Below are 17,506 nucleotides of genomic sequence, written 5' to 3'. Positions count from 1 at the left end.
CCACCCCATAAAAGATAAAACGGAGCCCCCCCAATGAGTATCTGGTTCGCCCCCTTCACCCTCGACGAGGTCAATGCCCGTGGCGCCACCTGCGCCAACGGCCATCTCGGCATGGAACTGATCGAGATCGGCGAGGACTACCTGCGCGGCCGCATGCCGGTGGACCCGCGCACCCGCCAGCCCGCCGGCGCCCTGCACGGCGGCGTGTCGGTGGCCTTCGCCGAAACCCTGGCCTCCTGGTCCGCCGCCCACGTGGTGGACCCGGCCAAATATCACTGCGTCGGCCAGGAGATCAACGCCAACCACGTCCGCGCCGTCACCGGCGGCTGGGTCTATGGCGAAGCGCGCCCCCTGCACCTGGGACGCACCACACAGGTTTGGGAGATCCGCATCACCAACGAGGAAGGCAAGCTGGTGTGCATCTCGCGCATGACCGCCGCCGTGCTCAGCAAACCCAGCGAGTACAAGTAAGATAAAAGGCTGTAGGTGTCTGCAGGGTTCGTGTAAGGGCGGCTTCAGCCGCCCGCGGACTTCCGGTCAGGCACCCGCGGGCGGCTGAAGCCGCCCTTACAGGCCCACCTCCCCCGCCTCCAGGAGCCCCGCATGACCACAGCCAACGACCTGATCGAATTCTCCCGACCCGACGGCAGCCCCTGCCAGGGCTATTACGCCCACGCCGGCGACGACCGCCCCGGGGTGGTGGTGATCCAGGAATGGTGGGGGCTCAACCCCCAGATCCGCAGCGTCGCCGACCGCTTCGCCGCGGCCGGCTACAACGCCCTGGCGCCCGACCTGTTCCGCGGCCGCATCACCCAGGATCCGGACGAGGCCAACCACCTGATGACCGGCCTCGACTTCCCCGGAGCCACCTTCCAGGACATCCGCGGTGCGGTGGCCTACCTCAAACAGCACGGCAAGGGCCCGGTGGCGGTGATGGGCTTCTGCATGGGCGGCGCCCTCACCGTGGCCAGCGCCGTGCATCTGCCCGAGGTCTCCGCGGCGGTCTGCTACTACGGCATCCCCCCGCAGGAGTTCGCCGACCCGGCGCAGATCCGCATGCCTTTCATGGGTCACTTCGCCACGCGGGACACCTGGTGTACGCCGGCCGCCGCCGATGCGCTGGAACACGCCATGCGCACTACCGGCCAACACCCGGAGATCCACCACTACGTGGCCGATCACGGCTTCTTCAACGCCACCCGGCCGCAGGTTTACGACGCCACCCTGGCCGAACAGTCCTGGAGCCGGACACTGGCCTTCCTGGAACGCCACCTGTAAGAGCCCCGCATGCGCGATACCGGCACCTCAGAAACCCTGAAAATCCGCGGCCTCGACTACCACGTCCGTCACTGGGGCCCGCGGGATGCCCCCCTGGTGTTCTGCCTGCATGGCTGGATGGACGCCTCGCCCACCTTCCAGTTCATGGTGGAAGCCCTGCAGCACCCCTGGCACATCGTCGCCCCCGACTGGCGCGGCTACGGTGGCAGCGAATGGCTCAACCGCCCCTACTGGTTCCCCGACTATTACGCGGATCTGGACGCGCTGGTGCGCCACTATTCGCCCGATGCCCCGGCCCGCCTGGTGGGCCACAGCATGGGCGGCAACATTGCCTCGGTGTATGCAGCGATCCGCCCCGAGCGGGTGGAGCGCCTGGCCATCCTGGACTTCCTCGGCCTGGTGCAGGACCCGGCCGTGGATGCACCTGCCCAGCTCGCCAAGTGGATGGACGGCATCGACCATCCGCCGCACCTGCGCAGCTACCCGGACCACGACGCCCTGGCCCGTCGCCTGCAGGCCGGCAACCCGCGCCTGCCCGCCGACAAGGCCGCGTTCCTGGCCCGCGCCCTCAGCCAGCCCACCCCGGACGGCGGCGTGAAGATGGCCTTCGATCCCTGGCACCGTCAGGCCTCTCCCCATCTTTACCGGATCGAGGACGTGATGGCCATGTGGAACCGGATCGTCGCCCCGGTGCTGATCGTCGCCGCCGACGACGGCTTCATCCATGAGCGTTTCCACGACGACCAGGCCGAATACCAGCGCCGCCTGGCCAGCTTCCGCACGGCCCGGGTGCACACCCTGGAGGACGCCGGGCACAACCTCCAGCACGACTGCCCCGAACGGCTGGCCGCCCTGCTGGAAGCCTTCCTGCTGGATCAGTCCCCCACGTAAACGAAGGGCGCCCAGAAGTAGGGGTGAGCCCGGGAAATCGTCCTGCCCGCCTCGAAGCGGCTGCGCAACAGGCTGTCCCGGGCACCGCCGAGGGCCGTCAGGCTGTCGGCACCGGCCCGGCTGCGGCGGAACAGATCGGTCACCAGTTGCTGGGTCGACCGGCTCTCCACGCTCCAGTGGCTCACCAGCAGCCCCCGCGCGCCCGCATACATGAAGGCCCGCGTCAGGCCTGCGAAGCCCTCGCCGGAGGCCGCCCCACCATTGCCGCCCGCGGTGTTGCAGGCGGACAGCACCACCAGCTGGGCATTCAGGTCCATGCTTTCGACCACCTCTCCCATGGTCAGCAGGCCATCCTCACCGCGCAGATCGCCGGTCAGGGACAGCACCAGGGCGGGTTGCCCCTCGCTGGCGCCTCCTGCCAGTGGCAGATCCGGATCGGCATCGGGGGCCGGCTTGTCTTCCTGGGCCGGGCGAGGGGGCGCGGCGACGATCTGCAGGTTGCGCACGGTGCCGGCGGCCGTCTCCCGTGACAGCGCCTGGCTGACCAGGGCAAATTCTCCGCCCAGCAGCCCATGGGTGGCGAAGTGCAGGTAACGGGTGTTCCCCAGCGCCAATGTCTTGGCCGTCCGCTCCTGGGCCTTCTCCCGCAGGTAGAGATCGCTGCGCCCGCCCAGGATGGCGGCGATCTCGCGCGCCTCGTCGGCAGTCTCGGGCAACCTGGGGATGTCCAGCACCGTGCCGCCAGCCGCTGCCCGGGACTGGAGCGGGCCTCCGCCGGCGGCCTCCACAGTGCCGCGCTCGAAGACCGGGTCGGCGAAGGACACCAGCTCGCGGTCGTAGCGGACATCCGGCTTGCGGTAGAGGCGCACCGACACCAGCGAGGACAGGCTGGGCAGGTAGGCGAAGGCATGACGCTGGCCCAGGTAGGGCAGGCCGGCGTACTCGCCCAGCCACGGCGCCCCCGCCCCGCGCGTCGCCCGGGCCGCCGCGAAGGCGCGCTGCTCGTCCGGCCCCCAGCGGCTCACCAGCATTTCCAGGGGCAGGATGTGGAGGGGGCCGTCGCCCACCACCAGCAGGCGCCGGCCGGCCGGAAGCAGGCTTTCCACGGGCTCGAAAACGATGCGGTACAAAGTGTTCAGATCAGCCGGGTCGAGCTGGCCCAGGCCCTCGAGGGTGGCCCCGGCCTCTTCCAGCGGGCGTCGGACCGCAGCCACCAGGGTGGCCACCTCCTTGCGCGGCCGCACCACTTCGATCAGGCGGAAACGCTCCTTCTCGACCAGGAAAATGAGGACCCGCCCCGGCAGCAGGGCATAACTCAACAGGGTCTCGCCGGGCTTGAGGACGCGCTTCTGGAGCAGGTCCACATCCACGGGGCGGGGCTGGGTCAGCTCCATGTAGCGGGGATAGCGCTTCCACATCTCCGCATCGGCGTCGGCGAGCGCCTTCTCACGGGCGGCAAGCTCCTCGCCCAGGCGGCTGCGGCGGGCAGCCAGACGCTCGGCAATGAAGGGGTCGGTCGACATCGCCCCCCCCTCCCGCTCCTCATCGCGCCCCGCCTCCACCCTCAGGCGGCGCATCTCGGCCAGTTGCCCCCGTGCCGCGTCCTGGCGTGCCTTCAGCTGGACGAAGGCCGCGTCGGCCGACACCTTGCCCACATCCGCCTGTTTCAGCATTTCGGTGAACAGGCGGCTCTGGGTGCGCGACACCACGCCCAGCGCCTGCCGGTCATAGCCCGCGCGGGGTTCGCCCTTGTGCAGGCGCAACAGCAGGTTGAGGGTCTCGGTGTAGAAGCTGCCGTAGCGGGCGATGTAACTCTCCCGCACCGCATCCTCCAGGCCCCTCGTGCGGGCAAACTGGGTATCGATGGCGTCAAGGGCTTCCAGGTAGATGGGCAGCGCCTCCGTGAAACGCCTCTGCCCGGCCAGGAAGCCGGCGTAGCCACGACAGGACTGGGCCAGCTGCCCCAGATGGCCGGCCGCCCGGCTCGCCTCCAGCGAGCGGCGGAACATGTCCTCGGCACCAGCCCGGCCGAGCCGGCTGCGGGCCTGGGCCAGCAGGAAATGCGCCCGGGCGGTTTCCCGGTGGCGCATCCCCATGGCCTCCTCCGCCCGCAGCACCAGCACCTGCAGGAGCGCCTCGGCGTCCTCCGCCCGGTCCTGCAGCAGCAATGCGGCCGCCAGCATGATGCGCGCCTGGATCAAGTCCGGGTGAGTCTCCGGCACGATCGCCCGGTAAGCCTCGACGGCGGCCTGCAAGCGGGCCTCAGCCTCGCCCGCCTGCCCCCGCTGATAGGCCAGGGTCCCCTCCAGGTCCATGGTCTGGGCCCTCCGGTAGGCCAGGCCCCAGCCCTCCCCTTCAGTCAGATCAAGGGCCTGCGCCTGCTTGAGCAGAGCCTGCGCTTCATCGAAGCGGGTCATGTTGATGCGATTCCTGGCCAGCAGGTTGTAGGCCCGCAACATGTCCGGATGATTCGGACGGGAAGCCTGCTGGCGCTCCAGCGCGTCCCGCAGCAAGGCATCCGCCTCGGCATAGCGGGACTGGCTGATCAGGACGCCGGCCAGCCCGAAGAGGCCACGGATGGCCGCCATGGAGAGCCGCCCGCTCTCGTCCTCGATCAGTGGCTGGGCCTTGCGCAGCATGACCTCCGCCTCGGTGCCGCGGCCCCGCAGGCGCAGTATGCTGCCCAGCGTCATGTAGGCATTGCCCTGCAGACGGGGCGGGCCGTCGTCCACCAGGGCCAGGCGCTGGCGGGCCAGATCTTCGGCCAGGGCCAGGTCGCCGGCCTTCTGCGCCGCGGTGATGCTCTCCGCCAACTGGCGGAACTGCGCCCCGACCTGCCCGCGCCCCGGCCCCCCCAATGCCGCCAGGGCCGGCGTGGCGAGGCACAGCCCGACGATCAGGCCCAGCCTCCCCAGGCTCGGCCTCCAACACATTTTTTCCCGACTCACCGGTTTTTCCCCTCAAGCATCCCGTCTTTGTATCGATATTCACCTGTCCGGCTGCCGGCCGGGAGCCTGCCACCGCACCCGGCCTCCTGTGCCTTGTCGGCAAGGCCCGGCCAAGCTTGAACCGCGTCCTGTTCCAGCCCGCCCACCGTCAGGAAAAAAGCAAGAATGATGAAGACCCTGTCCCGCCCGGGGAGGCTTGCCCCCCTCCTTCTCACTGCCCTGCTGTCCCCGCTCCTCACTCCGCCCCTGCTTGCCGCACCGCTCTCCGCCGACACCGGTGCGCCCCAGCCCACCGGCGGCTTCAGCCGGCCCGCCTCGGCACAGGTCCGCGCCCTGATCCTCACCATCGGCGCCTACCGCAACGGCATCCCGGCCCTCTCCGGGGTGGCCCGCGATGCCGAATCGGCGCGGGCCATCGCGCGTCGCATGGGCGTCCCGGAGAACAATATCCTGGCCCTCCGGGACGAGGAGCTGACCCTCGCCGGCCTGCGCAAGGCCTTCGACCGCCTCGAAGCCGAACTGGGTGACAACGACGAGCTGTTCATCTACTACTCCGGCCACGGCAGCCGCCAGACCGTGCAGGAGGCCGACGGCAGCGAGCGCTGTGCCGAATCGCTGGTGAGCGTGGACGGCCAGGCCTTCCTGGACCGCGAACTGGACGCGCGCCTCAAGAAGCTATCCAGCCGTGCCCGCAAGCTGGTGGTCTTCATCGATGCCTGCCACTCGGGCGGCGTCACCACCCGGGCCCTCGGCCGCGACACCCCCTTCACCGCCAAGTTCTGGCAAGGCGGCAATGCCGAGAACTGCAGCCGCCCGGTGAACGTCCTGACCCGCAACATCGTGCTGACCACCGCCCGCCCGGGCAACGGCGGCGGCAACTTCGCCTATATCGCCGCCGCCCGTGCCGACGAGATCTCCCTCGACCAGCCCGGCCGGGGAGGCGTGGCGACCCAGAGCTGGCTGGCCTGCATGGCCGGTGGCGCACAGGACAGCAATGGCAGCGGCGGCTTGTCCGCCGAGGAGATCCGCGAATGCGCCCAGCGCGGGATCGACGGGCGGCTCAAGGACGTACCGGGTTATCTACCCCACCATGTCGCCATCACCGGCAACGCCGAGATGGTGCTGAGCTACGCTGCGGCGACGCCTGCCCCGGCGCTCACGGCAGCGGCCTCCCTGGCGGCCCCCGTCACGGCCACCCCGCCGGTGGCAGCCCCCCTCTCCGCCAGCCCGCCCTCCGCCGTCGGGCCCGGCGAGACACGGCGCACCCCGCTCGCCGCCCTGCAGGACATCTACAACAACCGGGACGACCGCCGCCTTGTGAGCCTCGACACCGACCAGGCGCAACTGCGCATCGGCCGGGACAAGGTGTCCTTCACCCTGGGCTCGCGGGAAGGCGGCTACGTCTACCTGCTGATGGCTGGCTCCGACGGCGAAGCCTTCGACCTGCTCTTCCCTAACAGCCTGGACAGCGACAACCGCATCCGCCCCGGCGAGACCCTCAAGCTGCCCCGCCAGCGCTGGGAGCTCGAAGCCCAGGGCCCGGCCGGCCGCAACACCGTGCTCGCCATCGTCACCGACGGCCCGCGGGACTTCTCCCGCGCCGGCCTCAAACCGACCGGCCCCTTCTCCAGCGCCGACGCGGCCCGCGCCAAGGACATCCAGCTGGTCACCATCCAGGGCGGTGGCGCCACCGACGAGTGCGAACGCACCAACCCCAACCCCCAGCGCAACCTGGCCATCCGCAAACGCTGCGCAGGAACCTACGGCGCCGCCCTGCTGACCCTCGAGGAAATCGCCCCGTGACCACCCGGCCCACCCGCATCGCAGCCCTGCTGCTCGCCCTCCTCTGCAGCGCCCAGGGCAGCGCGCAAACGCCTCCCACCCCGCCCCGGCAAGCCTCGGGCAGCGCAGCCGAAGCCGAAATGCAACCGCGCTTCATCTGGGGCATGCTGCTCAATGCCGCGGTCAAGGTGGTGGCCTCCCTGTTCATGGACTGGCTGGAAGACAAGCTGACCACCGAACTCACCCCCCAGAACCTCGGCAAGCTCTACCTCAACAGCCTCACCGCCAGCATCCTGCCGGTGCGGGATGCGGCCACTCCGGGCGTCGCGGCCAAGGCCACTGGCGCCCCGATCAACACAGTCAGCGGCGACCCCACCGCGGCCTTCAGCTACAAGGACGGCCAGGTCAACTACCAGGGCGTGAACGTGGCCTTGCTCGGATTTGACCGGAACGGCCTGCCCACCGGGCTGCGGGCCCTGGGCGACGGTTTCCGCACCGGCGAGCGCTTCAAGCTCAAGCTGCTCCCCACCTTTGACGGCCTCCTGGTGATCGAAGCCATCAGCCCAGGCGGCCAACGCGACCAGATCTACCCGCCAGGCCGGGAGCAGGTGGTGGCGGTGAAGGCCGGCACCGAAATACTGGTCCCCCTGGACCGGGACCAGTATTTCGAGTTCACCGGGATCAAGGGCGACGAACAGCTGGTGCTGAGCCTGCGCGACCCGCGCGCCTTCGGCGACGCCGCCACGCCCGCCCCGGCCTTCCGCAAGGACGAAGCCCACGGCTCGAACCTGCTCCAGGAAACCCCGGCCGGCACCTACCCCCTGATCGCCCAGACCCTCCGCCTGCGCCACGAGTAGCCCGCCTGCGGAGGTGACGCCGGCTTGCGGTTTTTGCATGACTGTATAAGATTACAGTTCACTCATCTTCCGCATGCCCGGGCCGGGCGAGCTGCCCCATGACCAAAGCCGATGCCGCTGTCGCCGGCGCCCCCGCCGGACTGCCTGCCTACCTGGAAGGCCTCAACCCCGCCCAACTGGAAGCCGCCACCCATGGCGGCACGGCCGATCAGGCCGGCGGCCCCCTGCTGGTGATCGCCGGCGCCGGTTCCGGCAAGACCAACACCCTCGCCCACCGGGTCGCCCACCTGCTCGCGGGTGGCGCCGACCCCGGGCGCATCCTGCTCCTCACCTTCTCGCGCCGGGCCGCCGACGAGATGGTGCGGCGTGTCCAGCGCATCGCCGCCAAAGTCTCCCCGGCCCACGCCCGCCTGGCCGCCGGCGGCTTTGCCTGGGCCGGCACCTTCCACAGCATCGGCGCCCGCCTGCTGCGGGAGTTTGCCGGACGCATCGGTCTCGACCCGGCCTTCACCATCCACGACCGGGAAGACTCCGCCGACCTGATGAATCTGGTCCGCCACGAGCTGGGCCTCTCCGGCAAGGGCAAGCGCTTCCCCCTCAAGGGCACCTGCCTGGCCATCTATTCGGCCGTGGTGAACACCCAGGCGCCCCTTGGCGAGGTGCTGCTGTCCACCTTTCCCTGGTGCGCTGGCTGGGAGACCGACCTGAAAGCCCTGTTCCGCGCCTACGTGCAGGCCAAGCAGGCACAGCAAGTCCTCGACTACGACGACCTCCTGCTCTATTGGGCCCAGATGGTCTCCGAACCGCAACTGGCCCATGAGGTGGGGGAGCGCTTCAGCCACGTGCTGGTGGACGAATACCAGGACACCAACCGCCTGCAGGCCGCCATCCTGCTGGCCATGAAACCCGACGGCCGCGGCCTCACCGTGGTGGGCGACGACGCCCAGAGCATCTACAGCTTCCGGGGCGCCGACATCCGCAACATCCTCGACTTCCCAGGGCACTTCGACCCGCCCGCCCGGCAGGTCACCCTCGACCGCAACTACCGCTCCACCCAGCCCATCCTGGCCGCCGCCAACGCGGTGATCGGACAGGCCCGCGAGCGCTATTGCAAGGACCTGTGGACCGACAGGGTCTCGGCCGCCCGCCCGCGCCTCGTCAGCGTCCGCGACGAGGCCGACCAGGCGGCCTGCGTGGTCGAGCAGATCCTCGCCCGCCGCGAGGAAGGGCTCAAGCTCAAGCAGCAGGCCGTGCTCTTCCGCGCCGCCCATCACAGCGCCAGGCTCGAGATCGAACTCACCCGCCGCCACATCCCCTTCGTGAAGTTCGGCGGCCTCAAGTTTCTCGAGGCCGCCCACGTCAAGGACCTGCTGGCCGTGCTGCGCTGGGCCCAGAACCCCCGCGACCGGGTCTCCGGCTTCCGCGCCATCCAGCTGCTGCCAGGCATCGGCCCCAGGATCGCTGGACGCATCCTCGACAACGTCCAGGCCGCGCCCCCCGGCTGCGCCCTGCTCCCCGAGCAGCCGGTGCCCGACGCCGCCCGCCCCGGCTGGCTCGAGTTTGCCGGCCTGGTCGAAGACCTGGCCGCCGCCACCAGCTGGCCGGCGCCCCTGGAGCGCATCGCCGCCTGGTACGAGACCCGTATGGAAGGCCTCTACGACGACCACGAGGTGCGCAAGGGCGACATCCAGCAGCTCACCCGCATAGCCGCCACCTACCCCAGCCGCGAGCGCTTCCTCACCGAGCTCACCCTCGACCCGCCCGACGCCACCAGCGACGAGTCCGGCGCTCCGCAGCTCGACGAGGACTACCTCATCCTGTCCACCATCCATTCAGCCAAAGGCCGCGAATGGCCCGCCGTGAGCATCCTCAACACGGTGGACGGCTGCCTGCCCTCCGACCTCGCCACCGGCAGCGAGCGTGAGATCGAAGAGGAAATGCGCCTCCTCTACGTGGCCATGACCCGCGCCCGGGACCACCTCGACCTGCTCATCCCCCAGCGCTTCTACGTCTCCGGCCAGTCCGGCAGCGGCGACCGCCACGTCTACGCCAGTCGCAGCCGCTTCATCCCCAACCGCCTGCTCAACCACTTCGAACAGATCACCTGGCCCACCGCCGAACCCCAGACCGCCGCACGCGACGAAACCCGCCAGGCAGCGGTGGATCTGGCGGCGAAGATGCGGGCGATGTGGGATTGAGGCCACGCTGAAGCCAGCACACCAATGCACATGATTGTGGTGATGCAATTTGTGATACACACTCGCATCATGAAAAATCATCAACGAGCGCTGCCATGAGAACCACCGTGACCATCGACGATGAGCTGTACAGGAAGGCGCTGGAAGTCGCCGACCCGGACATGGACAAGGCCGACATCTTTCGCGAAGCGATGAAGACCTTCGTGCGGGTGCAGGCCGCCAAACGTCTGGCAGCGCTGGGGGGCAGCCTCCCCGACATGGCGGATGTCCCCCGTCGGCGCGAGGATCCGCGTCCGCAATGAACGTCCTGATCGACACGTCCACCTGGATCGATCATTTCCGCCACCGGAATGATCAGCTGGTGGAATTGATCGGCCAGGATCGCGCACTCATCCACCCCATGATCGTCATCGAACTCGCCTGCGGCACGCCCCCGGCGCCGCGCAACCGCAGCCTGGGCGATCTGCAACTGTTGCACCCCGCCAACCAGGCCGGTTTTGGCGAGGTACTGGACTTCATCGAACGGGAACAGCTCTACGGTCTCGGATGCGGGCTGGTGGACCTCACCCTCCTCGCCTCAACCCTGATCACCCCGGGCGCCAGACTGTGGACGCTGGACAAGCGGCTTGAGGCGCTTGCCCGACGTTTTGGGGTAGCGTACTCGCACCGCCGTCACTGACGCCTGAACCCTCCTGAGCCCCCGCATGACGCCCCTCCACTCTCCCCCAGGATCGCATCTGGCCTTTGCCGGACTCGCGCTGCTCGGGCTGCTCGTCCTCTCCGGCTGGCAGCCCTACGACCGGGCCACCTGGCTGATGGAGGTGGCGCCGGTGCTGATCGCCCTGCCCATCCTGGCCGGCAGCCATCAGCGCTTCCCGCTCAGCTCGCTGCTGTACGTCTGCATCTTCCTGCATGCGCTGGTGCTCATGCTGGGTGGCGCCTACACCTACGCGCGGGTCCCCCTGGGCTTCACCCTGCAGGACCTGCTGCACCTGGGCCGCAACCCCTACGACAAGATCGGTCATTTCTTCCAGGGCTTCGTACCGGCCCTGGCCGCCCGGGAGATCCTGCTGCGGGGCGAGCACGTACGGGGGCGGAAGATGCTGGCCTTCCTGTCGGTGTGCGTGGTGCTGGCGATCAGCGCCACTTACGAACTCATCGAATGGGGCGCTGCCCTGGCCCTCGGCCAAGGTGCGGACGAATTCCTGGGCACCCAGGGCGATCCGTGGGACACCCAGTCCGACATGTTCTTCGCCCTGATCGGCGCGGTCACCGCCCTGGCCCTGTTCGGCCGCCTGCACGACCGGCAGCTGGAAGGCCTGAAGCAACCATGAGCGGAGGAAGCCCCCTGCGCCGGCTTGCAGGCTCACTCGCCCTGCTCCTGGCGGCGAGCTTCTCTCCCTCCCTCAGCGCAGCCCCGGCCCCCTGGTACCTGTGGGCCAGCCAGCACAGCGACCGCCGCATCTGCACCCAGACCTCCCCCGGCCCCGGCTGGACCCGGGTCGCCGGACCTTACCGAGACGCCCGCTGCCAGCGCGCGCTGTAGGGGGTGTCGCAAAATCCACCGGTCTAGGCCTGCGGGGGGATGCTGTCGGCGCTTTGGGTTCTAGCTGGTGTGCCTTTACTGGTCGGCGTTCCGTTGTTTTGCGTTGAATTGGCCTGGAATTCGCCCAGCACAGGCACAGAATAACCAACACGCCCTGAACAACATTCGCTTCGGCGCGACCGCAGCGTTTTACAACACCCTCTGCAGCCGCTCATCATGCGTTGATCGAAGTCCCCGGGTGACTGAAGTCGCCCCTACGGGCCCATTTACGCGCAGGCAGACCGCAGCTCAACGCCGCTCCAGCTGCTCATACACCGCCGTGGCCACCCTTGCCAGCTCATCCTTGGGGATGCCGGCCGACAGGGCGTAGCCGAATCTGCCGTCGATCCAGTAGAAGACATTGACCGCCCCTTCCCGGGCGAAGCGGAACGCGGCATCGCGGTTGCCGGCGTTTTCGGTGCTGACGTAGAGGGTCAGGCGCTGGCCGCTGGCGTCGTGATACATGAACTGGGCCACCGGCCCGTTGTTGCCGGGCAGCAGGCGCCCACCGATCAACTCGAAGCCGAGGGGCCCCAGGTGGGGCGGACGCACCGCCGTACCGAGGCGCTTCGACAGCCAGGTGACCAACTGATCTTCGTGCTCGGCACTGATCTCCACCGGGCGCTTCACATCGGGACTGAACACGGCGTGCGCCACGGCGGCCTGGCGCGGCAGAGGAACACTGCTGGCCACCGTGGACGCAAGGGGTGCGACCACCTGGTGATCCCGGGCAAACCAGCCCCCCGCCGCCCCGACGCAGGCCATCAGCACGCCCGCCGCGACCTGCTGCCAGGGCCAGCGGCGCCACCACCCGGGCGGCGCGGGAGCTACGGCAGCCTGTTGCAGCGCATCCGGCAGGGCTTCGTCCAGCACCGGGTTGAACAGCCGGTGCAGGGCCTCGCGCTGCGCCAGGTAGTGCTCCAGGCGCATGACGGCATCCGGATGAGCGGCCAGCCAGAGCTCCACCTCGGCACGCCGCGCCGGCGCGAGTTCGCCATCCAGGAAGGCGTTCAGCTCGGGATCGGTGACGGGGGCATTCATCGTACGACTCTCAGACGGGGAGACGCCCTGTCTCCGGTGAGGATCTGGCGCAGACGCTCCCGGCCGCGGGAGAGGCGGGACATCACCGTGCCGAGCGGGATGTCGAGGGTCGCAGCCACCTCGGCATAGCTCATTTCCTCAAGGGAAATCAGCAGCAACACGGCGCGCTGCTCCTCGGGCACCTGGGCCAGGGCTTCGGCCAGGTTGTCCAGCTCGATGCGGTCGCTCTGGGACGCACGCACCGGCAGCACGTGCGCCTCCTCGTCGATGGGCACGCACTCCGGCGCTCCGTGGCGCAGCTGGTCGATACGCAGGTTGTGCATGATGGCGAACAGCCAGGTCCGCAGATCGCTGCCCGGGCGCCAGCGGGCCAGCCGCGACCAGGCACGCTCCAGGGTGTCCTGGACCAGGTCGTCGGCGGCCGCCTTGTCGCCCACCAGCGCCCGCGCGTAGCGGCGCAGGCGCGGCAGTTCGGCAAGGATCGCGGTGCTGTCCATGGCGGAGAGTATGCGACCGGACGGGCGGACTCAGGGGGTGAGGGTGGGGGTGGCGGCGTGCCAGACCTTGTTGAAGCCGTCGCCGGTCTTGTCGCCCGGCTTCTGGTCCTTCAGCCAGCGGTACAGCGGCTTGCCCTTGAAGGCCCACTGCTTGCCGCCGTCGTCGCGGGTGACGACGCTGTAATCGGCCCCGCCGGCCTCGCCCTCCATCACCATCAGGGGCGGCCAGTTGGTGGCGCAGGGGCCGTTGCAGACGCTCTTGCCGCTGCCGGCGGTGTCCTTGTCGAAGACGTAGAGGGTCATGCCCTTGCCGTCGGTGAGGACGCCGTCCGCCACGCGTGCGGGTGCGGCCGCCATGGCGCCATAGCCGGCGCAGGCGCTCAGCAGGGCGGACAGGATGAGGGGCAGTGCGGTGTTCTTGATGTTCATGATGGCCTCCGTTGGCGTGTTGGGCTTACACGGGGTAAACGGAGGCAGTGGCGGGTTTATTCCCGCGAGGGTGTATTTCTTTTACTTCACCCTGGCCTTGTCGGCCTTGCTGTAGTTGCTGAAGTGCCCTTCCCTGGCGGCCTGCTTGCGCCCGCTGGCGATGATGGCGGCAGACTTGCCGGGCGCGGCGGGCATCGACACCAGTTTTTCGACCTGCGCGGCACCACAGTGGGGGCAGGCCGGCAGCGCGTCGGCGCGGACGATGCGTTCGAAGACCCGGTCGCAGGACAGGCAGTGGAAATCGTAGATCGGCATGGCGGCACTCCCGGCGGGCGATGGATACGGTACAGCCCCCGACCGGCGGGGGCTGCAGGACGGGTCAGAACTTGACCAGCACGTCCTCGTTACGGGCGATGAACTGACAGGCCAGCCGGTACGGGGGCGGCAGGTCCTTCTCTTCGGCGTCGGCGATCTGCTCCTTGGTGATCTTGCCAGCCAGGCGCAGTGCCACCTTTTCCTTTTCGGTCAGGGCGATGCCCATCGGGGTCTTGTTGGAGAGGATCTGGACCTCGACGCAACAGGAGCCGCACTCGCCGTTTTCGCACTCGAACTCGACCGGAATCTTGTTGTTCTGGGCGATCAGCAGCAGGGTGTGGGTGTCACCGGCGGTGGCATAGACGGTGACGTCCTTCTTCATCTTGGGCGAGCTGAAGGTGATGTTGGCCATGATGGCTTTACCTTTACCAATTGCATAAGTGAAAAAAGGGAGGCCCGCAGGCCTCCCCCCTTCCGCGGTGCTCAGCGGATGATGTCGTAGGAGTAGTCGGTGGTCCCGATGCCGTTGGTGTTGGCGTCGAGGGCCTCGAAGTACTCGTCGAGCAGCATGGTCAGGACACGCAGGCCGCCCTGGTAACCCCAGATGGGGAAACGGTGGTAGTGGTGGCGATCGAAGATCGGGAAGCCCAGGCGGATCAGCGGGGTGCCGCAGTCACGCTCGAGGTACTTGCCGTAGGTGTTGCCGATCAGGAAATCCACCTTCTCCGTGAAGAGCAGGGAACGCATGTGCCACAGGTCGGCCTTGGGGTAGGCCTTGCAGTTCTTGCCGAAGGGGCTGGCGTCCAGCAGGGCCTGGACCTTCTCGGCCCACTCCTTGTCGCCGTTGGTGGAGAGCACATGGACCGGCTCGGCACCGAGTTCCAGCAGGAAGGCGGTCATGCCCAGCATGAGGTCCGGGTCCCCGTAGAGGGCGAACTTCTTGCCGTGCAGGTGGGCCTGGCTGTCGGCGATGGCATCGACCAGGCGGCCGCGCTCGAGCTCCAGCTCCTTCGGGATCGGCTTGCCGGTCAGCTCGGAAACCTTCATCAGGAAGGCATCGGTGCCGGTCACGCCCATCGGGTGATGGAAGCTGGTCGTGTCGTGGCCATGCTCCTTGATCAGCTTCATGGTCTTCTCGGTGGAGTAGCCCTGGAAGCTGATGGTGGCCTTGGCGTTGATCGCGGCTTCAACCTGGGCCTTGGTGGTGCCACCGTCGTACATGCGGAATTCGCCGTCGGTGGGGGTGTTCCACACGTCGGACGGATCGCACAGGATGGTGTGCTCAACGCCCATCAGGTCGAGCATGCGGCGGATCTCCGGCAGGTTGCCGCAGACGAAGCCGTCGAAGCCGCCGATGAAGTTGATCGACTCGTTGGGGATGCGGGTCAGGGCCGTGCCCTGGCCGGCCTTGCCGTCCCAGAAGTACTTGATGATGCCCTGCAGCGCGTTGTCGTAGCCGGTGATGTGGCTGCCGACGAAGGCCGGGGTGTGGGCAAAGGGAACGTCGAACTCGGCCGGGATGGAGCCCTTCTGCTTGGACGTCTTGATGAAGGCGTCCAGGTCGTCACCGATCACCTCGGCCATGCAGGTGGTGGACACGGCGATCATCTCGGGCTTGTACAGGTTGTAGGTGTTGGCCAGGCCGTCGATCATGTTGTTGAGGCCGCCAAACACCGCCGCATCTTCGGTCATCGAGGAGCTGACGCAGGAGGTCGGTTCCTTGAAGTGACGGGAGAAGTGGGAACGGTAGTAGGCCACGCAACCCTGGGAGCCATGCACGAAGGGCAGGGTCTTCTCGAAGCCGACGGCGGCGAACACGGCGCCCAGCGGCTGGCAGGCCTTGGCGGGGTTGACCGTCAGGGCTTCGCGGGCGAAGTTCTTCTCACGGTATTCCCAGGTCTTGGCATATTCGATCTGCTTGGCCAGCTCTTCGGCAGGCACGCGGAACTCGAACTGGCTCCGCTTGTTGTCGAACATCGCCTTGTATTCCGGCTCGCGGAACAGGTTTTCGTGGTCGAGGACCTTATCAACATTTTGGGGCATGACAGCACTCCTAGAATCAGTAATCAGGGCGGGGCGGCGGGGCCAGAGCCCCGCCCGGAAGAGGAATTAGGCAGCCTTCTTCCACGGAGCCTTGGTGAGGCCCCAGACCGGCGAGTTGATCGCCATGTCCATGTCACGGGCGAAGATCGCGAAACCGTCGTAGCCGTGGTACGGGCCGGAGTAGTCCCAGCTGTGCATCTGGCGGAAGGGCACGCCCATCTTCTGGAAGACGTACTTTTCCTTGATGCCGGAGCCGACCAGGTCGGGCTGGACCTTCTCGACGAACTTCTCGAACTCGTAGCCGGTGACGTCGTCGTAGATCAGCGTGCCGTCCTTGACGTAGTGCGTGGTGCGCTGATAGTCGTCGTTGTGGCCGAATTCGTAGCCGGTGCCGACCACTTCCATGCCCAGGTCCTCGTAGGCGCCGATCACGTGACGGGGGCGCAGGCCACCGACGAAGAGCATGACCTTCTTGCCTTCCAGGCGGGACTTGTACTTGGCGATGACTTCATCAACCATGCCGCGGTACTTGGCGATGACCTTCTCGGTGTTGGCCTTGATGGTGTCGTCGAAGTGGCTGGCGATCTCGCGCAGGCTCTTCTCGATCATCGTCGGGCCGAAGAAGTTGTACTCGACCCAGGGGATCCCGTACTTCTCTTCCATGTGCCGGCTGATGTAGTTCATCGAGCGGTAGCAGTGCAGCACATTGAGCTTGGCCTTGGGGGTGTTCTCCAGCTCGGCGATGGTGCCGTCGCCGGACCACTGGGCGATCACGCGCAGGCCCATCTCCTCGAGCAGGATGCGGCTCGACCAGGCGTCGCCACCGATGTTGTAGTCACCGATGATGGCCACGTCGTAGGGGGTGGATTCGAACGCGTTCTTGTTCGGATCGACCTTGTCGAAGACCCAGTCGCGCACCGCGTCGTTGGCGATGTGGTGGCCGAGGGACTGGCTGACCCCGCGGAAGCCTTCGCAACGCACCGGAACGATGGTCTTGCCGACGTATTCCTTGGCCTTCTTCTTCGACACCGCTTCGATGTCGTCGCCGATCAGGCCGATCGGGCATTCGGACTGGACGGTGATGCCCTTGTTCAGGGGGAACAGGACCTCGATCTCGTCGATGATCTTCTCCAGCTTCTTGTCGCCGCCGAAGACGATGTCCTTTTCCTGGAAGTCGGAGGTGAATTGCATCGTCCCGAAGGTGTCGATGCCGGTTTCACCGATGTAGTAGTTGCGGCGGGAGGCCCAGGAATACTGGCCGCAGCCGACGGGGCCGTGGGAGATGTGGATCATGTCCTTGATCGGGCCCCACACCACGCCCTTGGAACCGGCGTAGGCACAGCCACGGATCGTCATCACGCCCGGCAGGGACTTGATGTTGGACTTGACGCCGCAATCCGGCTTGCCATCCTCGAAGGTGCCCAGGTGCTTGGCGCGCTTCTTGGCGGTCTTTTCCGGGTAGGCCTTGAGCACTTCTTCGATGAGTGCCTTGTTTTCATCAACGGTCAGACTCATTTCATCGCTCCTTGTATTTCAAATCGGTAAGTCGAGAGTAGAGAGCGGAGAGTCGAGATCGGGTCGTTCCGGACGGAGCCGCGAGGCTCCGGGGGGAGAGCCGGGACGATCCGCCCCGACTCTCGAC

General features: G+C 67.7%; 18 protein-coding genes. 10 read left to right on the top strand and 8 right to left on the bottom strand.

The window, feature by feature from the left end:
- Positions 1-33: 33 nt before the first annotated feature.
- The 3 genes from HHL15_RS09740 (at position 34) to HHL15_RS09730 (ending at position 2,169) form a co-directional block, all read left to right on the top strand.
- Positions 34-471, top strand: coding sequence for a PaaI family thioesterase (locus tag HHL15_RS09740; RefSeq protein ID WP_169145572.1), 438 nt, complete (start codon positions 34-36; stop codon positions 469-471).
- Positions 472-603: 132 nt separating this feature from the next.
- Positions 604-1,278, top strand: a complete 675-nt coding sequence (locus HHL15_RS09735; protein ID WP_169145571.1) for a dienelactone hydrolase family protein — start codon at positions 604-606, stop codon at positions 1,276-1,278.
- 9 nt (positions 1,279-1,287) lie between these two features.
- Complete coding sequence (locus HHL15_RS09730) at positions 1,288-2,169, top strand: alpha/beta fold hydrolase (RefSeq protein WP_169145570.1); 882 nt, start codon at positions 1,288-1,290, stop codon at positions 2,167-2,169.
- Here the strand turns inward: HHL15_RS09730 and HHL15_RS09725 are convergent.
- On the bottom strand, positions 2,154-5,102 hold the full coding sequence (locus HHL15_RS09725; protein ID WP_169145569.1) for a CHAT domain-containing protein: 2,949 nt from the start codon (positions 5,100-5,102) through the stop codon (positions 2,154-2,156). The two genes, HHL15_RS09730 and HHL15_RS09725, sit on opposite strands and share 16 nt — an antisense overlap.
- 180 nt (positions 5,103-5,282) lie before the next feature.
- Between HHL15_RS09725 and HHL15_RS09720 the strand changes: the two genes are divergently transcribed.
- The 7 genes from HHL15_RS09720 (at position 5,283) to HHL15_RS09690 (ending at position 11,500) form a co-directional block, all read left to right on the top strand.
- Positions 5,283-6,920, top strand: coding sequence for a DUF4384 domain-containing protein (locus HHL15_RS09720; protein WP_169145568.1), 1,638 nt, complete (start codon positions 5,283-5,285; stop codon positions 6,918-6,920).
- On the top strand, positions 6,917-7,756 hold the full coding sequence (locus HHL15_RS09715; protein WP_169145567.1) for a hypothetical protein: 840 nt from the start codon (positions 6,917-6,919) through the stop codon (positions 7,754-7,756). Before HHL15_RS09720 ends, HHL15_RS09715 begins: the two co-directional genes overlap by 4 nt.
- 98 nt (positions 7,757-7,854) lie before the next feature.
- Positions 7,855-9,954: an ATP-dependent helicase gene (locus HHL15_RS09710; protein WP_169145566.1), complete on the top strand. Its 2,100-nt coding sequence runs from the start codon at positions 7,855-7,857 to the stop codon at positions 9,952-9,954.
- Between the two features lie 95 nt (positions 9,955-10,049).
- The gene (locus tag HHL15_RS09705; protein ID WP_169145565.1) at positions 10,050-10,256 is read left to right on the top strand and encodes a type II toxin-antitoxin system VapB family antitoxin; all 207 of its coding nucleotides are present in this window, start codon (positions 10,050-10,052) and stop codon (positions 10,254-10,256) included.
- The gene (locus tag HHL15_RS09700) at positions 10,253-10,633 is read left to right on the top strand and encodes a type II toxin-antitoxin system VapC family toxin (protein ID WP_169145564.1); all 381 of its coding nucleotides are present in this window, start codon (positions 10,253-10,255) and stop codon (positions 10,631-10,633) included. The genes HHL15_RS09705 and HHL15_RS09700 overlap by 4 nt, the downstream gene beginning before the upstream one ends.
- Before the next feature lie 25 nt (positions 10,634-10,658).
- On the top strand, positions 10,659-11,288 hold the full coding sequence (locus HHL15_RS09695; RefSeq protein ID WP_169145563.1) for a DUF2238 domain-containing protein: 630 nt from the start codon (positions 10,659-10,661) through the stop codon (positions 11,286-11,288).
- Positions 11,285-11,500, top strand: coding sequence for a hypothetical protein (locus tag HHL15_RS09690; protein ID WP_169145562.1), 216 nt, complete (start codon positions 11,285-11,287; stop codon positions 11,498-11,500). Before HHL15_RS09695 ends, HHL15_RS09690 begins: the two co-directional genes overlap by 4 nt.
- A 288-nt stretch (positions 11,501-11,788) precedes the next feature.
- Here the strand turns inward: HHL15_RS09690 and HHL15_RS09685 are convergent, their stop codons facing one another.
- The 7 genes from HHL15_RS09685 to nifD form a co-directional block, all read right to left on the bottom strand.
- Positions 11,789-12,580: an anti-sigma factor family protein gene (locus tag HHL15_RS09685; RefSeq protein ID WP_169145561.1), complete on the bottom strand. Its 792-nt coding sequence runs from the start codon at positions 12,578-12,580 to the stop codon at positions 11,789-11,791.
- On the bottom strand, positions 12,577-13,077 hold the full coding sequence (locus tag HHL15_RS09680) for a sigma-70 family RNA polymerase sigma factor (RefSeq protein ID WP_169145560.1): 501 nt from the start codon (positions 13,075-13,077) through the stop codon (positions 12,577-12,579). Before HHL15_RS09680 ends, HHL15_RS09685 begins: the two co-directional genes overlap by 4 nt.
- Positions 13,078-13,107: 30 nt before the next feature.
- Positions 13,108-13,506 carry a COG4315 family predicted lipoprotein gene (locus tag HHL15_RS09675; RefSeq protein ID WP_169145559.1) on the bottom strand — a complete coding sequence of 133 codons (399 nt, stop codon included), beginning with the start codon at positions 13,504-13,506 and terminating at the stop codon, positions 13,108-13,110.
- An 81-nt stretch (positions 13,507-13,587) separates the two neighbouring features.
- Entirely contained in the window at positions 13,588-13,821 is a 234-nt protein-coding gene (locus HHL15_RS09670; RefSeq protein ID WP_169145558.1) for an FmdB family zinc ribbon protein, read from the bottom strand.
- 64 nt (positions 13,822-13,885) lie between these two features.
- Complete coding sequence (locus HHL15_RS09665; RefSeq protein ID WP_148578767.1) at positions 13,886-14,233, bottom strand: 2Fe-2S iron-sulfur cluster-binding protein; 348 nt, start codon at positions 14,231-14,233, stop codon at positions 13,886-13,888.
- A gap of 71 nt (positions 14,234-14,304) precedes the next feature.
- Entirely contained in the window at positions 14,305-15,864 is a 1,560-nt protein-coding gene (nifK, locus tag HHL15_RS09660; RefSeq protein ID WP_169145557.1) for a nitrogenase molybdenum-iron protein subunit beta, read from the bottom strand.
- 66 nt (positions 15,865-15,930) lie between these two features.
- On the bottom strand, positions 15,931-17,379 hold the full coding sequence (nifD, locus tag HHL15_RS09655; protein ID WP_169145556.1) for a nitrogenase molybdenum-iron protein alpha chain: 1,449 nt from the start codon (positions 17,377-17,379) through the stop codon (positions 15,931-15,933).
- Positions 17,380-17,506: the final 127 nt, after the last annotated feature.

The organism is Zoogloea dura, from assembly GCF_012927165.1.
Lineage (GTDB): Bacteria > Pseudomonadota > Gammaproteobacteria > Burkholderiales > Rhodocyclaceae > Zoogloea > Zoogloea dura.
This window is presented reverse-complemented; position numbering and strand designations above follow the sequence as displayed.

Coding starts and splice junctions, on each gene's coding strand:
- HHL15_RS09740 (WP_169145572.1), top strand. CDS start 34: ATGAGTATCTGGTTCGCCCCCTTCACCCTCGACGAGGTCAATGCCCGT.
- HHL15_RS09735 (WP_169145571.1), top strand. CDS start 604: ATGACCACAGCCAACGACCTGATCGAATTCTCCCGACCCGACGGCAGC.
- HHL15_RS09730 (WP_169145570.1), top strand. CDS start 1,288: ATGCGCGATACCGGCACCTCAGAAACCCTGAAAATCCGCGGCCTCGAC.
- HHL15_RS09725 (WP_169145569.1), bottom strand. CDS start 5,102: ATGTGTTGGAGGCCGAGCCTGGGGAGGCTGGGCCTGATCGTCGGGCTG.
- HHL15_RS09720 (WP_169145568.1), top strand. CDS start 5,283: ATGATGAAGACCCTGTCCCGCCCGGGGAGGCTTGCCCCCCTCCTTCTC.
- HHL15_RS09710 (WP_169145566.1), top strand. CDS start 7,855: ATGACCAAAGCCGATGCCGCTGTCGCCGGCGCCCCCGCCGGACTGCCT.
- HHL15_RS09705 (WP_169145565.1), top strand. CDS start 10,050: ATGAGAACCACCGTGACCATCGACGATGAGCTGTACAGGAAGGCGCTG.
- HHL15_RS09700 (WP_169145564.1), top strand. CDS start 10,253: ATGAACGTCCTGATCGACACGTCCACCTGGATCGATCATTTCCGCCAC.
- HHL15_RS09695 (WP_169145563.1), top strand. CDS start 10,659: ATGACGCCCCTCCACTCTCCCCCAGGATCGCATCTGGCCTTTGCCGGA.
- HHL15_RS09690 (WP_169145562.1), top strand. CDS start 11,285: ATGAGCGGAGGAAGCCCCCTGCGCCGGCTTGCAGGCTCACTCGCCCTG.
- HHL15_RS09685 (WP_169145561.1), bottom strand. CDS start 12,580: ATGAATGCCCCCGTCACCGATCCCGAGCTGAACGCCTTCCTGGATGGC.
- HHL15_RS09680 (WP_169145560.1), bottom strand. CDS start 13,077: ATGGACAGCACCGCGATCCTTGCCGAACTGCCGCGCCTGCGCCGCTAC.
- HHL15_RS09675 (WP_169145559.1), bottom strand. CDS start 13,506: ATGAACATCAAGAACACCGCACTGCCCCTCATCCTGTCCGCCCTGCTG.
- HHL15_RS09670 (WP_169145558.1), bottom strand. CDS start 13,821: ATGCCGATCTACGATTTCCACTGCCTGTCCTGCGACCGGGTCTTCGAA.
- HHL15_RS09665 (WP_148578767.1), bottom strand. CDS start 14,233: ATGGCCAACATCACCTTCAGCTCGCCCAAGATGAAGAAGGACGTCACC.
- nifK (WP_169145557.1), bottom strand. CDS start 15,864: ATGCCCCAAAATGTTGATAAGGTCCTCGACCACGAAAACCTGTTCCGC.
- nifD (WP_169145556.1), bottom strand. CDS start 17,379: ATGAGTCTGACCGTTGATGAAAACAAGGCACTCATCGAAGAAGTGCTC.